The sequence below is a fragment of the Streptomyces qinglanensis genome (assembly GCF_900111245.1).
Taxonomy (GTDB): domain Bacteria; phylum Actinomycetota; class Actinomycetes; order Streptomycetales; family Streptomycetaceae; genus Streptomyces; species Streptomyces qinglanensis.
In genome coordinates this window covers 501,713-522,105 of the sequence record NZ_FOGO01000004.1, presented here as the reverse complement: position 1 = coordinate 522,105, position 20,393 = coordinate 501,713, and the positions used below count along the sequence as shown (strand labels likewise).

Annotated in this window: 21 protein-coding genes; 7 read left to right on the top strand and 14 right to left on the bottom strand. The window is 71.9% G+C overall.

The features are described 5' to 3' along the window. Positions 1-11 precede the first annotated feature (11 nt). Positions 12-449: a hypothetical protein gene (locus BMX65_RS32465; protein ID WP_143081838.1), complete on the bottom strand. Its 438-nt coding sequence runs from the start codon at positions 447-449 to the stop codon at positions 12-14. A 424-nt stretch (positions 450-873) separates the two neighbouring features. On the opposite strand from BMX65_RS32465, the gene BMX65_RS33470 reads away from it, so the two are divergent. Further along, positions 874-1,206, top strand: coding sequence for a helix-turn-helix domain-containing protein (locus BMX65_RS33470; protein WP_342342267.1), 333 nt, complete (start codon positions 874-876; stop codon positions 1,204-1,206). Between the two features lie 158 nt (positions 1,207-1,364). Here the strand turns inward: BMX65_RS33470 and BMX65_RS32830 are convergent, their stop codons facing one another. The 3 genes from BMX65_RS32830 to BMX65_RS12115 form a co-directional block, all read right to left on the bottom strand. Further along, positions 1,365-2,027, bottom strand: a complete 663-nt coding sequence (locus BMX65_RS32830; protein WP_162637655.1) for a hypothetical protein — start codon at positions 2,025-2,027, stop codon at positions 1,365-1,367. Positions 2,028-2,110: 83 nt separating this feature from the next. Continuing rightward, on the bottom strand, positions 2,111-2,326 hold the full coding sequence (locus tag BMX65_RS12120) for a hypothetical protein (protein WP_075000205.1): 216 nt from the start codon (positions 2,324-2,326) through the stop codon (positions 2,111-2,113). Continuing rightward, a complete protein-coding gene (locus BMX65_RS12115; protein WP_075000204.1) occupies positions 2,323-2,553 on the bottom strand; it encodes a hypothetical protein in 231 nt (76 codons plus the stop codon). The genes BMX65_RS12120 and BMX65_RS12115 overlap by 4 nt, the downstream gene beginning before the upstream one ends. Before the next feature lie 118 nt (positions 2,554-2,671). Here BMX65_RS12115 and BMX65_RS12110 point away from each other — a divergent pair, with 118 nt between their 5' ends. Then, positions 2,672-3,502 carry a helix-turn-helix domain-containing protein gene (locus BMX65_RS12110; RefSeq protein ID WP_075000203.1) on the top strand — a complete coding sequence of 277 codons (831 nt, stop codon included), beginning with the start codon at positions 2,672-2,674 and terminating at the stop codon, positions 3,500-3,502. Further along, the gene (locus tag BMX65_RS12105) at positions 3,499-3,717 is read left to right on the top strand and encodes a DUF397 domain-containing protein (protein ID WP_075000202.1); all 219 of its coding nucleotides are present in this window, start codon (positions 3,499-3,501) and stop codon (positions 3,715-3,717) included. Before BMX65_RS12110 ends, BMX65_RS12105 begins: the two co-directional genes overlap by 4 nt. Positions 3,718-4,404: 687 nt before the next feature. Here BMX65_RS12105 and BMX65_RS12095 read toward each other — a convergent pair. Next, positions 4,405-5,061 (bottom strand): response regulator transcription factor, encoded by a 657-nt coding sequence (locus tag BMX65_RS12095; protein WP_075000200.1) that lies wholly within the window; start codon positions 5,059-5,061, stop codon positions 4,405-4,407. Beyond that, entirely contained in the window at positions 5,061-6,215 is a 1,155-nt protein-coding gene (locus BMX65_RS12090) for a sensor histidine kinase (protein WP_239502002.1), read from the bottom strand. The genes BMX65_RS12095 and BMX65_RS12090 overlap by 1 nt, the downstream gene beginning before the upstream one ends. 217 nt (positions 6,216-6,432) lie before the next feature. Between BMX65_RS12090 and BMX65_RS12085 the strand changes: the two genes are divergently transcribed. Next, positions 6,433-6,948 carry a YceI family protein gene (locus BMX65_RS12085; RefSeq protein WP_075000198.1) on the top strand — a complete coding sequence of 172 codons (516 nt, stop codon included), beginning with the start codon at positions 6,433-6,435 and terminating at the stop codon, positions 6,946-6,948. A gap of 72 nt (positions 6,949-7,020) precedes the next feature. Here BMX65_RS12085 and BMX65_RS12080 read toward each other — a convergent pair whose 3' ends face one another. The 8 genes from BMX65_RS12080 to BMX65_RS12045 are packed head-to-tail and all read right to left on the bottom strand — an operon-like array spanning position 7,021 to position 15,476. After that, a complete protein-coding gene (locus tag BMX65_RS12080) occupies positions 7,021-8,433 on the bottom strand; it encodes an NADH-quinone oxidoreductase subunit N (RefSeq protein ID WP_075000197.1) in 1,413 nt (470 codons plus the stop codon). Beyond that, positions 8,430-9,941 (bottom strand): complex I subunit 4 family protein, encoded by a 1,512-nt coding sequence (locus tag BMX65_RS12075; protein ID WP_075000196.1) that lies wholly within the window; start codon positions 9,939-9,941, stop codon positions 8,430-8,432. Before BMX65_RS12075 ends, BMX65_RS12080 begins: the two co-directional genes overlap by 4 nt. Positions 9,942-9,948: 7 nt before the next feature. After that, complete coding sequence (locus BMX65_RS12070; RefSeq protein WP_075000195.1) at positions 9,949-11,868, bottom strand: proton-conducting transporter transmembrane domain-containing protein; 1,920 nt, start codon at positions 11,866-11,868, stop codon at positions 9,949-9,951. Further along, positions 11,865-12,170: an NADH-quinone oxidoreductase subunit NuoK gene (locus BMX65_RS12065; RefSeq protein ID WP_075000194.1), complete on the bottom strand. Its 306-nt coding sequence runs from the start codon at positions 12,168-12,170 to the stop codon at positions 11,865-11,867. Before BMX65_RS12065 ends, BMX65_RS12070 begins: the two co-directional genes overlap by 4 nt. Continuing rightward, entirely contained in the window at positions 12,167-12,727 is a 561-nt protein-coding gene (locus BMX65_RS12060) for an NADH-quinone oxidoreductase subunit J (RefSeq protein ID WP_075000193.1), read from the bottom strand. The genes BMX65_RS12065 and BMX65_RS12060 overlap by 4 nt, the downstream gene beginning before the upstream one ends. A gap of 60 nt (positions 12,728-12,787) precedes the next feature. Further along, positions 12,788-13,717: a complex I subunit 1 family protein gene (locus tag BMX65_RS12055; protein ID WP_075000192.1), complete on the bottom strand. Its 930-nt coding sequence runs from the start codon at positions 13,715-13,717 to the stop codon at positions 12,788-12,790. Further along, a complete protein-coding gene (locus tag BMX65_RS12050; RefSeq protein WP_075000191.1) occupies positions 13,714-15,135 on the bottom strand; it encodes a hypothetical protein in 1,422 nt (473 codons plus the stop codon). Before BMX65_RS12050 ends, BMX65_RS12055 begins: the two co-directional genes overlap by 4 nt. Next, a complete protein-coding gene (locus BMX65_RS12045) occupies positions 15,126-15,476 on the bottom strand; it encodes an NADH-quinone oxidoreductase subunit A (RefSeq protein ID WP_075000190.1) in 351 nt (116 codons plus the stop codon). The genes BMX65_RS12050 and BMX65_RS12045 overlap by 10 nt, the downstream gene beginning before the upstream one ends. Positions 15,477-15,763: 287 nt before the next feature. Here BMX65_RS12045 and BMX65_RS12040 point away from each other — a divergent pair, with 287 nt between their 5' ends. From BMX65_RS12040 to BMX65_RS12035, 3 genes are all read left to right on the top strand, one after another. Continuing rightward, positions 15,764-18,379, top strand: a complete 2,616-nt coding sequence (locus BMX65_RS12040) for a polysaccharide lyase family 8 super-sandwich domain-containing protein (protein WP_075000189.1) — start codon at positions 15,764-15,766, stop codon at positions 18,377-18,379. A gap of 141 nt (positions 18,380-18,520) precedes the next feature. Further along, the gene (locus BMX65_RS32825) at positions 18,521-18,691 is read left to right on the top strand and encodes a hypothetical protein (RefSeq protein WP_177214245.1); all 171 of its coding nucleotides are present in this window, start codon (positions 18,521-18,523) and stop codon (positions 18,689-18,691) included. Positions 18,692-19,668: 977 nt separating this feature from the next. Continuing rightward, the gene (locus BMX65_RS12035; protein ID WP_075000188.1) at positions 19,669-20,259 is read left to right on the top strand and encodes a DUF4232 domain-containing protein; all 591 of its coding nucleotides are present in this window, start codon (positions 19,669-19,671) and stop codon (positions 20,257-20,259) included. The last annotated feature ends 134 nt before the right edge of the window (positions 20,260-20,393 follow it).

Below are 20,393 nucleotides of genomic sequence, written 5' to 3'. Positions count from 1 at the left end.
CGCGGACGCTACTATTGCGGCGGGTCCCAGGGGCCTTCCGGCCATTCATCGGGCGGGCGCGGCGGATAGCGAGGAGGGGTGCCGCAGGCAGAGGCCATGAACCTTTCGAGGTGGCGTTGAGGACGGCTCATGTCGAAGGGATCTTCCTGCGATTCCCCCGGCTGCTCCCTCAGAGGAGCATCGCGACGGCGCTCACCACGCTCGTTGCGATTTCCGTTCGGCTCTTTCGTCGTATAGGCCATTCTCTGTCGCAGGGCCTCTTTCATGGCTTCGACCGGCTCTACGCTCAATGCAATCGAGTGGCATCCTCGGGCGGCAAGTTCCTCGATTACCTCATCCCACAGATCATTCTGCGAGATCGTCCGCACCGCGAAGACGAATCTCTTCAGTGAGACAACATTCATGTTGAGAATGTTGACCTCGGGCGGCGATACTTCCCCATTCGGCATGCTACCTCCTGCACCGTGGACGACGTGAAGCAACGGCGATCGGATCGACCGGTCATTCTGGCGCGGCTATGGCCACATTCTTGCGTGGGCCGCGCTCCCAAATGACCATAAGCAGCTGCACGCCGCCACGGGGACGCGGCCAGACGGGTGATTGCTTGATGAGCTCGTGCGCGGTGGGCGGTGAACGTTGAGCCTCTGATCGTCGATCATGGTCGTGTCTTGGGGAACGCGTTTCGTGCAGCTATCATCAGCGGCCAGAGGATCACGGGTCTGTCGGCCGGCGTGACCGCTGAACTGGTGGCAGAGCTGGGCCCGTTGTGGCAGGAAGTCACCAGGTCAAGCTTGCGTCTCGGACGCGGAAGCGTGCTGTGGGCGCAGGTGTGAAGTACCGGTTGGTATTCGTCGACCGGCCCTGGCCACGCTCGTGCACCTCCGGCACGCCACTACGCACGACGTGCGCGCCTGCTGGTTCGGTGTCGACCGCTCCACCATCACTCGCGCTATCGCAGAGGTGCAGCCCTTGCTCGCCCAGCGAGGGTCGAGGCGCTCGTCACCGCATCGGCGAGAGACGGGGAGACCCCGGCCGGGAGGCCGACGGCCTCGGCGATCTACCGGTGGTCGGTGGTGGTGCCGACCCCGAACCCGGCGGCGAGCTGCGCGTAGTGCTGTGCCCGTGAAGGTTCGCCGGGTTGGTCGCGATGTCCTCCATTGCCGGACGGTTGGACAGCCCGACCTGTCCGGCGATGGGGCCTCCTGAGGTCCTCCCTCAGCGGGTGCGCCCTCCTCCGCAGGGCGAGGGCAGTCCGCCGTAGTGGACGACGCGCGGCTGCCCTGTTCAGAGCCAGCATGTACGTCATGACGACAGCGAACGTCCCTCTCCCCACCGCTGCACCCGCGCCGGGAACTCATCACACCTCAGGGCGGGGACATCCACCCAGCGCGAGTCACGTCCTCACAGGGGTTGTACTCCTTCTTCTTGGAACAGGACTCGAACCGCTTGGCGTATTTCTTGACGGCCGACTCGAACACGTCCTCGGAGGAGACGATGGTCCACTGCGTCTTCTCCACACCGAAGGTTCGGTCGAGCTTCAACCGGGTTCGGTCCTCGGAGAGAGCCCCTTTGACGTTCCCATAGTCGGTCAGGCCTTCGAACTCGAACATGGTGCCGGTGCCGGTGCCGCGGCCGTTGAAGTCGGTCTTCGTCCGGATTTCACGGCCCGATCCGTCGAAGTGGATCAGCGTGTACTTCCCGACCACCTGGCCCCCCGCCGGGTAGACCTTGAACGCCAGCATGGCGTGCAGTTCGCCCTCCGCGGTCATGGCGACATACTTGCGGTTCCGGGACTCCTGTGCGGCGCTCGGGGACTCCGACCCCTCGTGGCCGCCTGCCGAACTCGCGGTCGCGTCGCCAGGGGTCAAGCCCGTCGGATTGCCTGACTCGCCGTCCCCGCAGCCCACGAGCACGGCCGACAGCAGCAGCGCGATCGCGCCGCCCCGTAATGCCGCTCCCAGTGGGCGTCCGCATCCCCACACGTCAACTCCCCGTTCCTGTAAACCGGGCCGCTTCCCGTCCACCATCGGCACAGTGCCCGGAAGGAGTCAGAATTCCCCCTCCCGGAGCGCCGTGCAAGGCCATCCGTCGCCGATCCCCCACCGGAGCCCTACAGCCCCCACCGGTGGTTGGCCGTCGCCAGCTTCACCGACATCACCTCGGCGCGGCTCGCCGACCGCAGGTCGTCGGGATCGGCGTGCCACGCGGGACCGCCGGGCCGCACGAGACGCACCGAGCCGTCCTCGCCGACCGAGTGGACGATGCCCGCCGTGCGCCGGGCCAGGTCGCTGACGACCTCGCCCGGCCGCCACTGACCACGGCTCAACGCGGCTTTTCGCCCAGCGCCTCGGCCAGCTTCTCGGCCGTCGCCAGGTTGCAGCCGCCCAGTTCGAGCAGCGGGCCGCGCAGCGACCTGTCCGCGCAGGAGGCCAGATCCACGCGAAGGGACGGCAGCATGATGCCCGCCTCCGTGAGCGCGGCCCGCAGCCGTTCGTGGGTGCCCTCCGCCTCGCGGAGCTTGGCGAGCGTCGGGGTACGTCGGCGATCTGCCATGGAACTGCGCCTTTCTCAGGGGACTTTCACTTTCCGTGCCCCTACCGTGGCGCTCCGGACATAGCCTTGTGCAGAGCAATCGCTGTGCACCTGTGCTTGTCAAGAGGCGGAGAACGGAATGGCAGCAGAGCGCCGGAACGACGCGGACCCCAAAGCAGACCCGAAGGTGTCGACCCTCGCCTACTTCGGCACCGAGTTGCGGATCAGGAGAGAAGAGGCCGAGCTGAGCCAGGCCGAACTGGGCCGCCGCACCTTCTGCACGCACTCGTACATCTCCCGGATCGAGTCCGCCAGCCGCGTCCCCAGCGAGGAGTTCGCCCAGCGCTGTGACGAGGTCCTGTGCACGAGTGGATTGTTCGCCCGGCTGTGGCCCGTGGTCATCGAGCACGCCTACCCGGACTGGTTCCGCCCCTTCGTGGACTTGGAGAAGGATGCTGTCAGTATCTGGGACTTCGAGAACCAGGTGATCCCAGGGCTGTTGCAGACCGAGGAGTACGCCCAGGCACTCTTCGCTGCTGCTCACCTGTCGAACGCCGACGAGTTGGTAGCCGCCAGGATGACGCGCCAGCACATCCTGGACAGCAACGAACGTCCCAGGCTGTGGGTCGTTCTCGACGAAAACGTCCTACGTAGGACAGTGGGTGGTCCTCACACCATGGCGTCGCAGTTGCGGGCCGTCGTCCAGGCAGCGGACGATCCCCGCACCATCGTGCAGATCGTCCCCTTCGACGTGGGAGCACATGCCAGCATGGACGGGCCATTCGCTGGGCTCAGCATGAATGAGGGAGCTGACATCGTGTACATCGACGGTCGCGCTCGCGGATACATCAGCGCTGCGCCGGGCGAGGTGGCCGACTATCACCATGCCTATGATCTGCTGCGAGCCGATGCACTTCCTCCTCGTGCATCGGTCGATCTGATCGCCGCCAGAGCGAAGGAACTCTCATGACCAGCTCGACCGATCTTCCCGTGACAATCTGGCGCAGGAGCAGCTACAGCGGCCAGAACGGCGGCAACTGCCTGGAGATGGCTGCCGACCACCCCGGCCCTACCCTCCCCGTCCGGGACTCCAAGAATCCCACCGGCCCCGCACTCCTCATCCCCACCCCCGCCTGGCAGGCGTTCATCATCCAGGTTCGGGCAGACGGATTCGGCCGAGCCTGAGGGGCAGATCATCGAACGGTAACGTCACCCGCCTCAGACGCGGTCGTCATACGTACCGGCCGCCGCACCGTCCGCAAGGGCAGCGTCGTCTCTGCCGTGCTCATGGCGGTCGGCATCGGTGGCATGCTCATGGCCGTCACCCGCGATGCGAACCCGCTGGAGACATACGGGGGATCACGGTGCTCCTGTTGTTCGGTGGCTTCGGCGTCCTGACCCTTCTCACAGCGTGGAAGGGCCACAACGCCACGGTGAGTGTGGACGGGACGGGGGTGTGGTTTTCCGACGGGGGAGGCAGAACGTGATCCCGTGGCGCACCCTCGCCGGGGCCGGTCTCTGGACGAGTCCGATGGGACGCGGCGGGATGATCCACTCGTTGGAACTGTGTCCGGAGGGCGCCATCGACCGCGACGATCCCCTCCTGTGGCGGCTGGTCCGTGACGAGGAGCCGCTGCGCCCCGGGCTGCCCCGGCTGCGATACCGCGTTCCACTCACGTCCGGCAGCCGGCATGAGGTGGTGGCCGCCGTTCGCCGGTTCGCTCCCCGGCTCTGGTTCGGCGAGTCGGAGCGGGCGCCGGGGCATATCGGCCGGCCGGACACCGAGGGCCATCGCCGCCGCACCGGGGGTCGGATCCGTTGAGCAGGTGGCCGACCCGGGCTCAGCAGCGGTGCAGCTCTCCCTCCAGTGGACTATTTCGTTTCGACGAGGCCCGCGTCGTGGGCGATCAGGCCCGCCTGGGTGCGGTTGACGCATCCCAGCTTGTCCAGCGTCCGGGAGACATAGCCCTTGATGGTGGCCTCGGACAGGTGGAGACGGGCCCCGATCCGCGCGTTGGACAACCCCTCGCCGAGGCCGGAGAGCACCTCCGCCTCCCGCTCGGTCAGTGAGCCGACCAGCTCCCGCGCACGGTCCCCAACCGCGTCCCGGTCGGTGGAGGCGGCGACGAGGCGGCGGGCGGCGGCGGCCGAGAGCACCGTGTGCCCCTCGGCCGCCACCCGCACCAGTCCCACCAGTTCCTCCGGCGGCGTGGACTTGATCAGGAATCCGGACGCGCCCGCCCGCAGGGACCGCAGCACGTACCGGTCCGCGTCGAAAGTCGTCAGCACCACCACGGGAGGCGGCTCGGGCAGCTGCAGGATCCGCTCGATCGCGGTCAGGCCGTCCATTCCGGGCATGCGCAGGTCCATGAGGACGATGTCCGGCCGTGCACGGACGACTGCCTCGACTCCGGCCGCCCCTTCGTGGGCCTCCTCGACCACCTCGATGTCGCCGGCCGAGCCGAGGATCGTGCGCAGAAAGCTGCACACCATCGGCTCGTCGTCCACGACCACTGCTCTGATCACCATCACACCGCCGGTTCCGCAGTCGGTACGTATGCGGGAAGTACGGCCTCGACGTCGAATCCGCCGTCCTCCGAGCGTCCGGCACGCAGTGTGCCGTGCACCAGCTCCATGCGCTGCCGCAGATAAGGGATGCCCAGGCCCGAGCCGGTCCCGGTCAGCATGCTGCTCGGACGGCCGGCCGGCGGACCGTTGCGGATCGTGAGCCGGACCCGGGACTGGCCGTACTCGATCCGTACCGCCACCCGCGCGCCGGGCGCGTGCTTGCGCACGTTGGTCAGCGCCTCCCGAACGATCCGGTAGCAGGTGCGCCCGACCACCGGGGAGACCAGTTCCGGGTCTCCCACCTCCGTGAACTCCGTCGGTACCCCCACCGCGTCGGACTCCTCGACGAGCGCCCGGAGGCCCTCCACAGACGGTGTCCGGTCGCCTTCCGGAACGGTGCGCAGGATGCCCACCAGGTCCCGGAGCTCCTCCAACGCCTGGCAGCTCCCGGCGCGCAGATCCTCGGCCGCCTGCGCGGTCGCCTCGTCCTGCGCCGTCATCCGCAGCGCACCGGCTTGGAGAGCCATCAGACTCACCCGGTGGGTGACCACGTCGTGCATCTCCCCCGCCAGCCGGGCGCGCTCCTCGGTCCGTGCCTGCTCGGCCAGCAGGTGCCGCTCCCGCTCGGCACGCTCGGCACGCTCGGTCAGGGCCATCACCAGTCGACGGCGGGCGTCGAAGTACAGACCCAGCAGCGGTCCGACGGTGGTGCGCAGAACCCCGATCGTGATGACCGTGAAGGACGGTTCCCAGGGCCGCGCGACGACGGCAGCCAGCAGGGCGAGCGCGAGATAGGCGCTCCGGCGGCTGCTGCGGTCCTTCCGGTAGAACAGCGGCCCGAACGCCGCGACCACCGTCGAGAAGGGCGCCCACAGCTTGGCGCCGGGCTCCGGAGTCAGCACCCCGGCCGGTGAGATCAGCAGGGTCACCAGGAGGGTGAATCCGCCCAGGACGGCGACGACGGTGAAGGGCGCGAACCGGCGGACCGCCAGCGATGCACAGGCCGCCGCCTGCACACCGAGCAGTACCCAGGCGAGCATGTCCGGCCGGGCCGGCCACCAGGAGGCGCCCGCCAGCGTCGTGGCGGTGTCGAGCAGCACGAAGAGGACCGCCACGGCCACATCGCCCGCGACCGGGTGGCTTCTTCGCCGCGGCTCGCCATCATTGCACACGCAGTGTGACATTCCAATCACGCTCCGCAGGCTCGGTGTGCGACGAACACCGACAGCCTACGAAAGTCGCACGGGCGGCCCACGCGGCCATCCGTTCGTCGGTCCCGTCACCGACGCCCTGCTCTGCCGAGCCACCCCCGGAATGCCGTGGAATCGAGGCATGCAGGCGAAACAGAACGACGCAGCAGCCACCCCGAGGCTGGGCCGCTACCGGATCGACACCGGCGCCTCGGCCGTCGAATTCGGCAGCAGGCACCTGTTCGGGCTCATGCCGGTGCACGGAACCTTCAAGGTCCGGTCCGGGACGGTCGACATCGCGGAACCGCTCACCGATTCCAAGATCCAGGTGGATATCGACGCGGCAAGCTTCCACACGGGCGACGAGCGGCGGGACAAGGATGTCCGCTCGGCGCACTTCCTCGACAGCGCCGGGTATCCCGTCATGGCGTTCGTCTCCGCGAGTGCGGACGCGACGGGTGTCACCGGCACGCTCACCGTGTGCGGGATCACCCGGCCCGTGGCCCTCTCGATTCAGGACTCCGAGGTGACCCCGGACTCCTTCACCGTCCGGGCCACGACCCGGATCGACCGGATCGAGTTCGGAGTGACGCGGGCCCGCGGGATGGCCGGGCGCCACCTCGACCTCACATTGAAGATCAAGTGCGTACGTGTCTGAGGAGTTGCCGTCTGCCGGGTGCGCGGCAGGTCCGCACGCGCAAGCCAGGACGTGCTCACCGATGTACCCGGCTCAGCCCAGCAACGGCCCCGTGGTGAGCGGCAGGACCGCGCCGCCGGCCAGGCCGAGGAGCAGTGAACCGGTGCCCGCCACGTAGGCGGTGCCGACTGTCACCCGGCCGGTGACCGCGTGCCGTTGGGTACCGCCCGGCCGGAAGACCGGGGCGAGCCAGCGCAGGTAGTAGAAGAGCGAGGCGACGGTGTTGGCGACGGCGACCGCCGCGAGCCAGGTTCGGCCGCCGTCCACGGCCGCCGTGAAGATCTCCAGTTTGCCGAGGAAGACGCCGGTCGGCGGGGTGCCCACCAGGCCCAGCAGGCAGACGAGCAGGACGGCGGCCAGCCCGGGTCGTCGTCCGGCCAGCCCGCGGTAGTCGTCCAGGGAGCGTGCCTGCGGGAGGGCGGTGACGACGGCGAACGCCCCGAGGTTGGTGAGCGCGTAGGCGGCCAGATAGAGCAGCAGGGCGCGTTGTGCAAGGTCGGTGTGGGTGGCGACGGAGAGCGCCATCAGCAGGTAGCCGATCTGGCTGATGGTGGAGTAGGCGAGCAGCCGCTTGGCGTCGGTCTGGAAGAACGCGGCGAGGTTGCCCCAGGTCATGGAGGCGGCGGCGAGGACGGCGAGCAGCAGCGGCCAGTCGACTCCGCAGCCGGGCAGCGCTTGGTGGAGCAGGCGGTATCCGGCGATCAGCGCACCGACCTTGGGCAGGGTGGTGACGTAGGCGGCGACCGGTGGTGCGGCTCCCTCGGTGACGTCGGGCACCCAGAAGTGGGCGGGTACCGCACCGGCCTTGAACAGCAGCCCGGCCAGTACGGCGACCAGACCGGCGGCGACCAGCGCGGGGTCGGCGCCGGGGAGCCCGTCGCGCAGCGTGCGGTAGCCGGTGGCGCCCGCGGCGGCGTACAGCAGCGCGACTCCGGCGAGCATGACGGTGCCCAGCAGCGCTCCGAACAGGTAGTACTTCAGGGCGGCTTCGGTGCCGTGGGCGTCCTTGGCGAATCCGGCGAGCGCGTAGGCGGGGATACTGGCGAGCAGATACCCGGCGAACAGTGTCAGCAGGTCGTCGGCGCCGATCAGGACGAGCGTGCCGGTGCCGGTCAGCAGCAGCAGGACGTAGTACTCGCTCTCCCGCTTGTGGCCGCGCAGCGACTCCGCGGACATCGCGACGACGAGCAGCAGCGCGGTCAGGACGGTCAGCCGTCCGGCGTTCGTCGGCGCGTCGACGGCGAAGGTGGTGTCGAAGACGGTCTGTTCCCGGCCGGTGGCCATGGTGTGGCCGGTGGCGGCGATGCCGGCCAGGCACGCGGCGGCGGCCAGTGCCGCGACGGCCCACTGGCGGTGGCGGGGCAGCCAGCTTCCGGCGAGCAGGCCGCAGACGGCTGCCGCGGCGAGGAAGGTTTCGGGGAGGAGTGCGGCGACGTTCTGGTTCACCGTGCCACCAGTTCCGTCACGGAGCGTCCGGCCGGTTCGACCACGTCCAGCAGGAACCGCGGAAGCACACCGATGACCAGCGCGAGGACCAGCAGCGGGTAGGTTGCGGCGGCCTCCCGGGTGCGGAGGTCGGCGAGGCCCGACAGGGGGATTCCGGCGGGCAGCCGGGGCGGGCCGAGGAAGAGGGAGCGCAGGGCGCGCAGGAAGAGCGCCGCGCTCAGCAGGATGCCCAGCAGCGCGATGCCGGTCGCGGCGGCCTGGGAGGCCAGGCTGCCGGTGAAGATCTGGAACTCGGCGACGAAGCCGGAGAAGCCGGGGATGCCGAGGCTGGCGAACGCGGCGACCCCGGTGGCGGCGGCGAACCGGGGGGTGTGCGCGGCCAGTCCCGAGTAGGCGTCGAGCGCGTAGGTGCCGCCCCGGTCGTACAGCACTCCGGTGAGCAGGAACAGGGCGCCGGTCAGCAGGCCGTGGCTGACCATCTGGACGACGGCTCCGGTGACGGCCAGGGAGCGGGCCTGGGCGTCGCTTCCGGCGAGTGATCCGGCGGCGCCGATGGCCAGCACGACGTAGCCCATGTGGTTGACGGAGGTGTAGGCGATCATGCGTTTGAGGTCGGTCTGGGCCAGGGCCACCAGTGCGCCGTAGACGACGGAGACCACGCCGACGACGACGAAGACCGGTGCGTACTGCCGCCAACTGCCGGGCAGCAGCGGCATGGCGATGCGCACGAACCCGTAGGTGCCCATCTTCAGCAGGACTCCGGCGAGGATCGCGGAGCCCGCGGCGGGCGCTTCGGTGTGGGCGGGCGGCAGCCAGGTGTGCAGCGGCACGGTGGGCGTCTTGACGGCGAGCCCGGCACCGACGGCCAGCAGCACCAGACCCGCGTACAGGCCCTGGCCCGCCAGCGGGTTGCTGCGGGTCAGCTCCACGAGGTCGAAGGTGTGCGGATCGGCGGCCAGGTACAGGCCGATGAAGCCGAGCAGCAGGGCGAGGGAGCCGACGAAGGTGTAGAGGAAGAACTTCAGCGCCGCCGCGCGGGCCCGCTCGCCGTGGCCCCAGCCCGCGATGACGACGTACATGCCGACGATGGACAGGTCGAAGAAGACGAAGAAAAGGATCAGATCGAGCGCCACGAACAGGCCGACGCCGACGGTCTGCAGGAACAGGAACAGGCAGGCGAGCGCGCGCACCCGGCGGGTCTCGCGCAGCATGTGGACGGCGGCCGCCAGGAAGAGGACACAGACCATCGCGACCAGCGGCAGGGACAGCCCGTCCACACCGACGTGGTAGCTCACCCCGGCGCCGGGCATCCAGCGCGCCCGCTGCTCGTACTGCAGTCCGCCGTGCGGATCGAACCGGACCCAGACGGCGATGACCAGGGCCAGGTCCGCGGCGGCGGTGGCGATCCACACCCAGGAGCACACCCGGTCCGGCACCCGGACGGCGCGCGGCAGCAGGGCCAGTACGGCACAGGCCAGCAGGGGGAGGAAGGTGACGACGGTCAGCACGAGTGGGTTACCTCACCAACAGCACGAGCAGGGTCAGCGCCGCGAAGCCGACGACGGCTTGGGCGTAGTACTGGTGCAGCAGACCGGTCTGCGGGCGCCGGGCCCAGGAGCCGAGGCGGCGGGCCCCGGCGGCGAGCGCGCGGACGGCGGCGTCCAGCCCGCCGTCGTCGGCCCGGCGCGCCAGCCGCGCGAGGGCCAGTCCGCCCCGCCCGAGCTGCCGTACGGCGCCGTCCACCACCCGGTCGTCGAAGGCGGCCAGCGCCCGGGCGAGCGCCATGACGGGCCGTACGAGCAGCAGATGTGCGGCGCGGTCCAGGCCCAGCCAGCGCTCGGCCCAGCGCACGGCGGGGCGCGGGCGGGAGGCTGCGTCCCCGGAGCGGGCGATGCGCGGCAGCCATGTCCAGGCGGCTCCCGCGGCGGCGAGGGCGACCGCCGCGGAGACCACCGCTTCCCAGGGGTGGAGCGCGGGCCGGTCGCCTGCGCCGAGCAGGGCGCTCAGCCAGTCGGCGGGGCCGGGCAGGACCAGTACCCCCAGGCCGGCCCCGGCGCAGGCGAGCGCCCACAGCGGCAGCAGCGCGGAGCGGGCGGGACGCTGCTGGTGGCCCGGCCGTTCGGCGGTGTACTCGGCGTACCCGGCATACCCGGCGTCGCCCGCGGCCGGTTCGCCGGGCAGCGGGCGGGTGACGTACCAGAGCGCCTTGACGCTGTAGCCCGCCGCGAGGGCGCTCGCGGCCAGGGCGGTCACGTACAGCGCCGGGTCATCGGCACGGGCGGCGCCGAGCACCTCGTCCTTGGCCGCCCACAGGGACAGCGGCGGCAACCCGGCCAGCGCCAGTGCGCCCACCGCGAAGGCGGCACCCACTGACGGCCACCGTCGGGCGGCGCCCTGAAGCGCGGGCAGGTGCCGGGTGCCGAGCGCGGTCAGCCAGATTCCGGCGGCCAGGAACAGCCCGGACTTCACGGCGGCGTGTGCCACCAGTTGTACGGTGCCCGCGGCCACTCCCCCGCTCCCCGCCGCGAGCACCATGAAGCCCACCTGCGCCGAGGTGGAGGCGGCCAGCAGTTGTTTGACGTCCCGCTGGGCGACGGCGACCGCGCCCAGCAGCAGGGCGGTGAGCGCGCCGGTCCAGGCGACCAGCGGTCCCGCCCAGTGGGTCGCGGTCAGCAGCGGGGACAGCCGCAGCAGCAGATAGGCACCGGCGGCGACCATGGTGGCCGAGTGCAGCAGCGCGGAGACCGGGCTGGGGCCCTGCATCGCCCGCGACAGCCAGAAGGAGAAGGGCAGTTGTGCGGACTTGCCCAACGCCGCGAGGACGACGCCGGCGCCGGTCACGTGCAGCCAGACCCCGTCGGCCTGCGGCAGCGCGTCCAGCCGCAGGGAGCCGACGCCTCCGGCCAGGGCGGCCCCCGCGGCCAGGTACATGCCCAGGTCGGCGGCGCGGGTGGTCAGGAACGCGGTGTCCGCGGCCCGCGCCCGGCCCGGCTGCCGCCACCGGTAGCCGATCAGGGCCCAACTCGCGGCGCCCATCACCTCCCAGGCCATCAGCAGCAGTGCCAGCGTGGTCGCCGTGACGGTGACGAGCATCGCGGCGGCGAACAGCAGCAGCAGTCCGAAGTAGCGCCCCCGGTTCTCGTCCGGGCCCGCCTCCCGGGCGGAGAAGACCAGCACGGCGGTGGTGACCGCGGCGACGGTGACCACCATGACCGCAGAGAGTCCGTCCACCCGCAGTCCGGCCCGGATCCCGGCGAACAGCGGGGCGCTCGCCTGGGGCCGGGCGACCGCGGCGGCGACCGCCAGGGCCAAGGTGGCGGCCCCCGCGGCCGGGGCGGCGACCGGGGCGCAGGTGTTCCAGCCGCGTCCGCCGAGGCAGAGCAGGGTCCCGGCGCCGAGGGGAAGGGCGAGCAGCGCCCACAGCAGTGCGCTCATCCCTTCAGGTCCTCGGCCATGTCGGTCATGTCGACCTGGCGTGCGCGGTAGATCGCCGTCGTCACGGCGAACCCCATGGCCATCTCGACCGCCATCGCCACCACGGCGGCGACGATGACGACCTGCCCGTCGGCACCGGAGGGGGCGAGGAAGTGCCAGAACGCGGCGGCGGCGACGATGACGCCGCCGATCATCAGCTCGATGCCCATCATGATCATGACGATGGACTGCTGGGACAGCGCCCCGAACAGCCCGACACTGAACAGGCCGGCCGCGAGTACGCAGACGAGTTCGAAGGTCACCGTCCCACCCCTCCCCCGACCGGGTCCCGGGGGGTGCGCCGGTCGAGTGCGTCGCCGAAGCGGTCGTAGCGGCCGCGCCGGGTGGCCAGCACGGTGGCACCGACCATCGTGGCCAGCAGTACGAAGCCGAGCACGATCATGGTCAGCATCTGTCCGCCCATCAGCGCCCTGCCGACCTGCACGGTGGTGTCCGGCGGCGGCCCGCCCCGCCGCGCCGGCCAGGGCACCAGGAAGACCGCGATGACGAGCGCGGCGAACACCCCGGCACCGACGGCCAGCGAGCCGCGCCTGTTGTGCAGCATCGACATCGGCATCAGACCCGCGGGGTTCATCATGTAGGCGACCATGAAGACGGCCATCACCACCATCTCCATGATCATCATCAGTACGGTCACCACGCCGAGGTAGGGCAGTCCGAGCAGCGCCACCACGCCGCCGACGCAGCACAGCGAGAGCAGCAGCGCGAAGGTGGCCCGCGCCATCGAGTCGCAGCGGAAGACCAGCACACCGCCGGCCAGGGCGAGCACGCCCAGCACCGCCAGCAGTACGGATTCCACGTCGTCCCTCCTCCTTCGGTCGGCCGTCGGCGGGATGCCGACGGGACAGCCAGCGGCAGTTCAGCGTCCGAGTACCACCAGCGCGGGCACGAGGACCTGCACGAGGGTCAGCGGGACCAGGACGACCCAGGCGAACTCCACGTACCGGTCGGCCCGCACCACCGGCATCCGGCGCAGCACCCACACCAGTACGGCGAGCACCGCGAGGGTCTTGAGCGTCGACCAGGCCCAGCCGGGCAGTCCGGGCCCCGCCCCGCCGCCGAGGAACAGCGGCACGGCCATCGCCGCGCCGGACGTCAGCCACAGCCACCGGCCCGCCTCCAGCAGCAGCCGGTCGACTCCCGAGGTCTCCCCCAGCACACCCGCGGCGACGTCCTCGCCCGCCGGGTAGCGGAACGGCCCCAGAAAGCTGAACGCCAGCACACCCGCCAGGTAGACGGCGAACGCGAGGGGCATCCACACCGCGAACCACAGGCCGTGCTGGGCCTGCGCGATGTCGCCCACCCGCAGCGACTCGGCCGCCGTGGCAGCGGAGAGGAGGGCGAACATCAGCGGCAGTTCGTAAGCCAGCCCCTGGGCGACGAAGCGGTAGCCGCCGATCAGCGAGAACGCCGCGTTCGGGCCCCACCCGGCCAGCCACAGTCCGGCCCAGGTGAGCACCTCCATCGCGTTGAACCACACGACGCCCACCGGCAGATCGGCGACCGCCGTCCCACCGAACGGAATCACCAGGGCGGACAGCACCGCCGCCACGGGTACGGTCACCACTCCCAGCCGCCACAGCAGCCGGTCCGCGGCCGGAAGCCGCCGGGGCTGCGCGGCCAGCAGCCGGGGCACCTCCAGCAGGGGGCGCAGCGCGGTCCGGACGGTCGCCGGGCGCCCCGCGGCCCGTGCGGCCAGCAGCGCGTCCCCGGCGACGGCGAGCACCGCCCCGGCCAGCAGCAGCGCGGGCGCGGCCAGCAGCGACCACCAGGCTGCGGTCTCCGTCACGCGTCCACCTCCCGCGGCACCGCCGCCAGTTCGTCCGGATCCGGGTCCAGGCTGGCCACGACCAGTCGCGCCGCTGCCAGTTCGGCACCCTCCAGCAGCCCCGGCAGCACCCGCACCAGCGCCGCCGACGGCCACCGACCGTCCGCCGCGCCGCCCCGCGGGCCGTCCTCGGCCGGGTCCAGCGGTGTCCGGTCCGCCAGCCGGTCCACGTCCCGCACCAGAGCTGCCAGCCAGGTCCGGTAGCGGGCGGGGACGTCCCCGTCGGCCCGTGCGGCGGGCCCGGTCACCCCGGCGTCCCGCGCAGCCTCCGCGGTCAGCACCCCCGTTCCGCGGGTCAGCCAGTACAGCGTCCGGGAGCGGCCGACCCTGCGCGCGAACCGCCGCACGCCCGGTCTCAGCTCCGCACTCGACGCGCCGTCGAGCAGGTCGTCCCGCAGCCGCCGGGCCGTGGTCGCCGCGCCCGCCCATCCGGCGACCGCCAGCAGCCGCCCCAGGCTGTCCGCGTGCGCGGCGGCCCGCCGCCGCGCGCCCTCCCCCGCGGCGACGCGTTCCCCGGCGGCGGCCCGCGCCCAGGGCTCCCCCCAGAACGGCGGGCAGGAGCCGCCGCCTCCGACGGGCGGCCGCTCGAACTCCAGACGCTGGACCACATCGCCCTGCAGCGTGAGACGGGCCGCCAGCCCGTCCGGCCAGTCGGCGAGGAACGGCCCCAGGGGCACGTGGAGTTGGTCGAGCGTCAAACCGTCCCGGTCCTCGCCCTGCCCGGCCATCGGCAGCCCCCAGGGCGGCCCGGAGTCACCGTGATCGCTGTGGGAGCCGTGGCTCTCGTGACCGCCGTGACGGCCGTGGCTGCCGTGCGAGCCAGGCGATTCGTGGCTGCCGTGCGAGCCGGGGGAATCGTGGCTGCCGTGGTATTCACCGGCTTCGTGGCCCTCATGACCGCCATTGCCACCGTCGGGGCCATGGCCGTCATGGCGCTCATGGCCGTCGTGGGCACCCCCGCCGTCGCCGTCACGCTCGTCCCGCCCGTTGCCGAACTCCGCGTCGGGCCCCTCGTCGGGACCGACGCCCGCGGGGTTCTCGTGCCGGTGCTCCGCGTGCCGCAGGCCGCGGGGCTCGGCGAGCTCGGCGCGGCAGCGTTCCAGCGCGTCGGGAAGAGCGCCGGGGGTGGCGGCACGGGCCCGGGCACGGGGTGCGGGGAGGCTCTGCCACAGCCGGTCGATCGCCGGCCGCAGCCCCCGGCACTCGGGGCCCGCGACCAACAGGACGTCGGCGTCCGCGGGCGTGCGGGCCTGCGGCAGGTCCTGGAGCCGGAGTTGGCGCTCGGCGGCCAGCCGGGTCGCCGTACCGCCCGGCGTCGTCACCAGCAGGACGTGCGGCCGGGCGGCAGCGGCCCGCAGCGGAAGGGCCGTCAGGTCCATCGCAGCGCGCCCTCCCGCCAGGCGTACACCACACCCGCGACCAGCACCGCGAGGAAGACGAACATCTCCGTCACCGCGCTCGCCCCCACCGCGGAGACGACCCGCGTCCACGGATACATGAACACCATCTCCATGTCGAAGGCGAGAAAGAGCATCGTGACCGTGTACCAGCGGACGTGGAAGCGGCTGACCGCGTGCTCGCTCGGTGCCAGCCCCGAGTTGAACGGTCCGGCGGGCAGCGGGTCGGCAGGACCGCGCAGTGCACGGGCGGCCGCGTAGAGGGCACCGACTCCGAGCAGGGCGATCCCCAGCAGCGCCACCGCGGCGGTGAGACCACTCATCGGGCCCGCGCCCCGGATGGATGCCGTACGTGCCGAACTGCCATGACTGTCGCTCCCTTCCGCGCCGTTCCGTTCCGCCGGGTCCGCGTACCCCTGGGGGGCATCTTCATGCGGCGTGATCCACTGTCGGCTTCGAGAGTGCCCGCTGCGGGTCCGGCTTCCCGGCATGCCACGCCAGCGCGGCCCGGCTCCGATCCGGGGTGCGCGGGGTGTTGTCGGGGCACCCGGCGGCTGTTTCACTGCGTGATGCCTGCGCCACGCCGGTCCGGCTCCCCCAGGGAGGCCCCATGGAGATCCCCCGTCGACATGTGCTCTCGCTGCTGTCCGCCGCGGGGCTGGCAGCGGTGCTCCCGGCACCCGAAGCTCTCGCAGCCGATGCCGCCCGGCCCGGTGCGGACGGCACTCCGGGCGGCGGCGCCGACGCGGGAACCGAACGGCTGCTGGACAACGCGCGCGCGATCCTGGCCGGTACGGCGGAGTCCAACGCGCGGCCGGAGACAGCGGCGAAGCTGGCAGCGGTCACCGAGGCGGCGCGCGGCCATCTGGCCGACATGGCGGCCGCGGGCGACGGGGAGCTCTTCCGCGGCCTGCCGCTCGGCAGCAGCGACAGCCACCTCAACACGTCCTTCAGGAAGCTGTACGAGATCGCCCTGGCCTCCCGGAGCCCGGGCGTCCCGCCCGGCGGCCCGCCGCACGACACGGCCACCCGGCGCCGGGTCCTGGACGGCCTCGTCCTGCTCCACGAGCGCTACTACGGCGACCAGTCGCAGGGCTACTACGGCAACTGGTTCACCTGGGAGATCGGCATCTCCACCAGCGTCACCGCCACCCTGGTGCTGCTCGCCGAGGACGCCGCGGCGCAGCACCCCGGGCTGCTGGGCCGCTACATCGACTCCATGGACGCCTATCTGCGCCACGGCAAGGACGGCGACGTCGATCTCGACTCACGGTTCCACACCGGTGCCAACCTCGCCGACATCACCACCAACCGCATCCTGCAAGGAGCGCTGCTGGACGACGGGGCCCGCATCGGCAAGGCGCTGGAGGACCAGCTCACCGTCTACGCGACGGTGGACCCCTACCGGCTCCGGCACGGCGTGACCGACGGGCACTACGCGGACGGGTCGTTCATCCAGCACGCGTCCGTCGCCTACACCGGATCGTATGGGAAGGGGCTGCTGGCCCGTGCGGTGCAGACCCTCGGGTTCCTGGACGGCACGGGGTACGCGCGCACCGAGGCACTGGTGCCGGTGGTGCACCGGTGGGTGACCGACGGCTTCGCCCCGGTCGTCTTCGAGGGCTGGATGATGGAGATCGTCAAGGGCCGGGCCGTCTCCCGTACCGGCGGCGGCTACGCCGACTGCGCCACCGTCGCGGAAGCGGTCACCGATCTGACGGCGTATGCGGACGGCGCACGGGCCACCGCGCTCAAGAGCTATGTGAAGTATCTGCAGACGGTGTCGGCGGCGCCGCCCGACCCCGCCCGCTTCGCCTCTCCGCTCACCGTGGTGCGCCACGCCGCCATCCTGGCGGACGGTTCGGTACCGGCCGAGGACCTGAATCCCGCGGCGCGCTGCACCGCCTTCGACGCGATGGACCGCACGGTGCACCGCCGCCCCGGCCACGCGTTCGCGCTCGCCCGCAGTTCGGAGCGGATCAGCAAGTACGAGTACATGAGCGGCGAGAACCTGATGCCGTGGTTCCAGGGAGACGGCGCCTACTACCTCTACCTGGCCGGGGAGGACCAGCGGCAGGCGTTCGGAGTCGACTACTACACCGCCGTCCCGCCCACCGAACTGGCGGGCGTCACCGCTCCGGAGGAGCACCGCAGGACCGTACCGGAGCTGTACGGGACGCCGTACTACGACAACCCGGACCACCCGCTGCACTTCACGCCCTCGTCCGAGTCGCAGAACACCTACGTGTACTTCCCACGCGGCACCGCCCGCCACTCGGGCGGCACCGTACTGGACGCCTGCGGAGCGGCCGGGATGGTCCAGTCCGACGACGTCGCCTACGCCGAACGCGACCGGCTGCCGGACGACTTCACGGTGTACCGGAACGCGACCGCGACCAAGTCGTGGTTCCTGCTGGACGACGAGATCGTGGTGCTGGCCGCGGGGGTCGGCGACCGGGCCGGACGCGCGGTCACCACGACCGTGGACGCCCGCATCGCGCCTCCGGGCGACGTGCTGCGGATCAGCGCGGAGGACGGGGACGGCGACCGGCGGACGACCGCCACGGGCACCGCACCGCTGCGCTGGCTGCGGTATGCGGACGAGACGCGCGGGGCGGCCGTCGGGTACGCGTTCCTCGACTCGCCCGGCGCGGAGCGCCACCCGGTCACCGTCGGGCTGGAGACCGTCACCCGCAGCCGCCGCCTGGTCCGCACCGCGAACCCGGACACCCCCGTCACCCGGCAGCTCTTCCGCGCCGGATTCCGCCAGGAGGCGGGTGCCGCACCGCGCGCGCTGGCCTACGCGCTCGTGCCGCACGCCTCCGAGCACGCTCTGCGCCGGTACGGGGCCCACGACGGCCCGCTGTCCGTGCTCGCCAACACCACCCGGCTCCAGGCGGTGCGGCACACCGGCCTCGGTCTGCTCGCCGTGAACTGCTTCGACCGCGGGCCGCAGACGGTCGCGGGACTGCGCCTCGACGGTCCGGCCTCGGTCCTCGTCCGCCGGGAGCCGCACAGCGGGCCGCGGCGCCAACGGGAGGTGACCGTCGCCGTCTCCGACCCCACGATGCACCGCGACCGGCTCACGCTGCTGCTGCACGGCCGGCGGCTACAGCCCGTCTCCCCCGCGCCGGGCGTCGGCGTACGCCACGTCCGCGGCGGCACCCTCCTCGTCGTCCGCACACGGCACGCCTACGGGCGCACCTTCACCGTCACCCTGCGCTGAGCGGCCCCCGGGGAGCTGTCCTGGCCAGGGCCGTTCCGCCGCTCTCCGCCGCCGGGTGCTGTCCGGTCCGCTGGGTACCCGGGGGCGGGTGGGCCGTGCGCGGCCGCCACGGCCCGTGTGCCCAGTGAGAGGAGCGACACGATGAGTGACCAGACCCCGATGCCCTCCCAGGCGGAGGGCGAGCGCGACAACGGCTTCGCGGAGACACGTTCCCTCTCGCCCGCCGAGCGGCGCAAGGCGGAGCACCCCGACTGCCCGCGCACCACTCCCTCGCAGGCCGAGGGCGAGCGCGAGGAGGAGCCGCCCCGGTGACGGCCGGTCCGCCGTCACCTCCCGCGGACAGTCGGCGGCACCGCCGCTCCGGTCGGCCCCGGCGCCACCGTGCGCTCCCGCTTTCGGACGGAACAAGGAGACGTTTCTTCACCCGCGCGCACCGCGGCCGCCCCGGAGGATTACGCCGCGCCCGGCGGTCGATTATCCGCTGGTCGCATTCCTCGCTCGTTCGGATTCCTCCGCTGTTCGGATTCCGTGACGCGGGCGGCGGGCATTCCGCTTCCGGGGACGACAGCGCGGCGATGCGCCCCCTGCCCAGGTCATGCGCCCCCGACGCATCCGTTCCGCTCCCTCGGGGGGTTATTCACCGCTTCTCTTGCAGGCACCGGCCTCGTGACCACTGAATGGAAATCCACTGGAGCACTGCGGAAGGGCGGATGCTTCAGCGGAGCGCACTCCGAAATGCACCACGAAATGCGACACGCAACCCCACAGAAAGGCGGATCCTCCGGAGCGCGCCCACCCGGCTGTTGGCCCGGCCGGGAGCCTTTCAGGCACCAGGTGCCCCCGGCCCGCTTGCACCGGACGGCCGGGGGCACCGCCGCGAGGGCACCCGCCCGCGTCGGACCGCCTCCGCCCCCTCCCCGGTCTGCGACGTGCACCGCCAGGACCCCGGAACGCCGGATCCCCGCGGCTCCGGGGAGCCCCACCGGCGAACATTCCTCCCCCCCCCCAGAGCCAGAGCGACACGCAGCGGGCGGCAGGCAGCCACCGCGACGGGGAACCGCCGACGAGATCAGCGGGAGCGCAAGGGACGCGGGGGAACACCCTGCTCCGCGCGGCACAGCCGGACGACGTCGGGCGGGCTTCCGGACGAGCACTCCGCAACGACGTGAACATCGGCGTGACCGGCGTCACATGGCACGTCGGGCCATCCGGTGAACTTTTCGCGGCGTGAGCGCATCACATCTTCCGTAAACCGGCCATGCACCCCGATTGAGAGGGGAATACCCGACATGACTGAGCAGCACCGCAACAGCACGGCACGCGGACGGGCGGCACAGCGCTTCGGCGCCGCGGGGCTGGCCGTCGCAGCCGCCGCGGGCCTCGGCCTCGCCGGTGCGGGAGCAGCCCAGGCGCTCGGCAGCCAGGCGCTCGGCGGCCAGGCGGCAAGCAGCGCGCCCACCTGCAGCACCTCGGGGCTGACCGCCTCCTTCGGACAGAAGCTCGGCGGGGGGATGAACCATGAAGGCGTCGTCCTCAAGCTGAAGAACACCAGCGGTCACACCTGCAACCTGCGTGGCTACCCCGGCCTCGGCCTGGAGGACTCCGGCCACCGGACGCTCAGCTCGTCCGTGCACTGGGGCGACACCTGGTACGCGAAGGACCCCGGCAAGAAGACGATCGCACTCGAGGACGGCGCGAGCGTGGCGGCCGTGATCTCCTGGACGCACGCCAACACCGGGACGTCCGACGCCCGGGACGCCGCGTACCTTCAGGTCACACCGCCGGCCAACACCACGCACAAGACGTTGAAGTTCCCCTCCTGGGTGGACCACGGCCGGCTGGAGGTCACCGCGCTGGCCACCGACGCACACATCGGCTGAACACGCTCCGCAACTGCCTGCACGAGGCGCTGTCCCACGCCGGACAGCGCCTCGGCGTGCGCCGGGGCCCACTCCGCGGCATCCCTCCGGGGTCCGCCCGGCCGTGCGGCACCGGCTCCATGTCCGGCGCCGCA

Bases quoted from the DNA above. Each gene is read 5' to 3' on its own strand.
- BMX65_RS32465 (WP_143081838.1), bottom strand. From the start codon at position 449: ATGCCGAATGGGGAAGTATCGCCGCCCGAGGTCAACATTCTCAACATG.
- BMX65_RS32830 (WP_162637655.1), bottom strand. From the start codon at position 2,027: ATGGTGGACGGGAAGCGGCCCGGTTTACAGGAACGGGGAGTTGACGTG.
- BMX65_RS12115 (WP_075000204.1), bottom strand. From the start codon at position 2,553: ATGGCAGATCGCCGACGTACCCCGACGCTCGCCAAGCTCCGCGAGGCG.
- BMX65_RS12110 (WP_075000203.1), top strand. From the start codon at position 2,672: ATGGCAGCAGAGCGCCGGAACGACGCGGACCCCAAAGCAGACCCGAAG.
- BMX65_RS12105 (WP_075000202.1), top strand. From the start codon at position 3,499: ATGACCAGCTCGACCGATCTTCCCGTGACAATCTGGCGCAGGAGCAGC.
- BMX65_RS12095 (WP_075000200.1), bottom strand. From the start codon at position 5,061: ATGGTGATCAGAGCAGTGGTCGTGGACGACGAGCCGATGGTGTGCAGC.
- BMX65_RS12085 (WP_075000198.1), top strand. From the start codon at position 6,433: ATGCAGGCGAAACAGAACGACGCAGCAGCCACCCCGAGGCTGGGCCGC.
- BMX65_RS12070 (WP_075000195.1), bottom strand. From the start codon at position 11,868: ATGAGCGCACTGCTGTGGGCGCTGCTCGCCCTTCCCCTCGGCGCCGGG.
- BMX65_RS12050 (WP_075000191.1), bottom strand. From the start codon at position 15,135: ATGGACCTGACGGCCCTTCCGCTGCGGGCCGCTGCCGCCCGGCCGCAC.
- BMX65_RS12045 (WP_075000190.1), bottom strand. From the start codon at position 15,476: ATGAGTGGTCTCACCGCCGCGGTGGCGCTGCTGGGGATCGCCCTGCTC.
- BMX65_RS12040 (WP_075000189.1), top strand. From the start codon at position 15,764: ATGGAGATCCCCCGTCGACATGTGCTCTCGCTGCTGTCCGCCGCGGGG.
- BMX65_RS32825 (WP_177214245.1), top strand. From the start codon at position 18,521: ATGAGTGACCAGACCCCGATGCCCTCCCAGGCGGAGGGCGAGCGCGAC.
- BMX65_RS12035 (WP_075000188.1), top strand. From the start codon at position 19,669: ATGACTGAGCAGCACCGCAACAGCACGGCACGCGGACGGGCGGCACAG.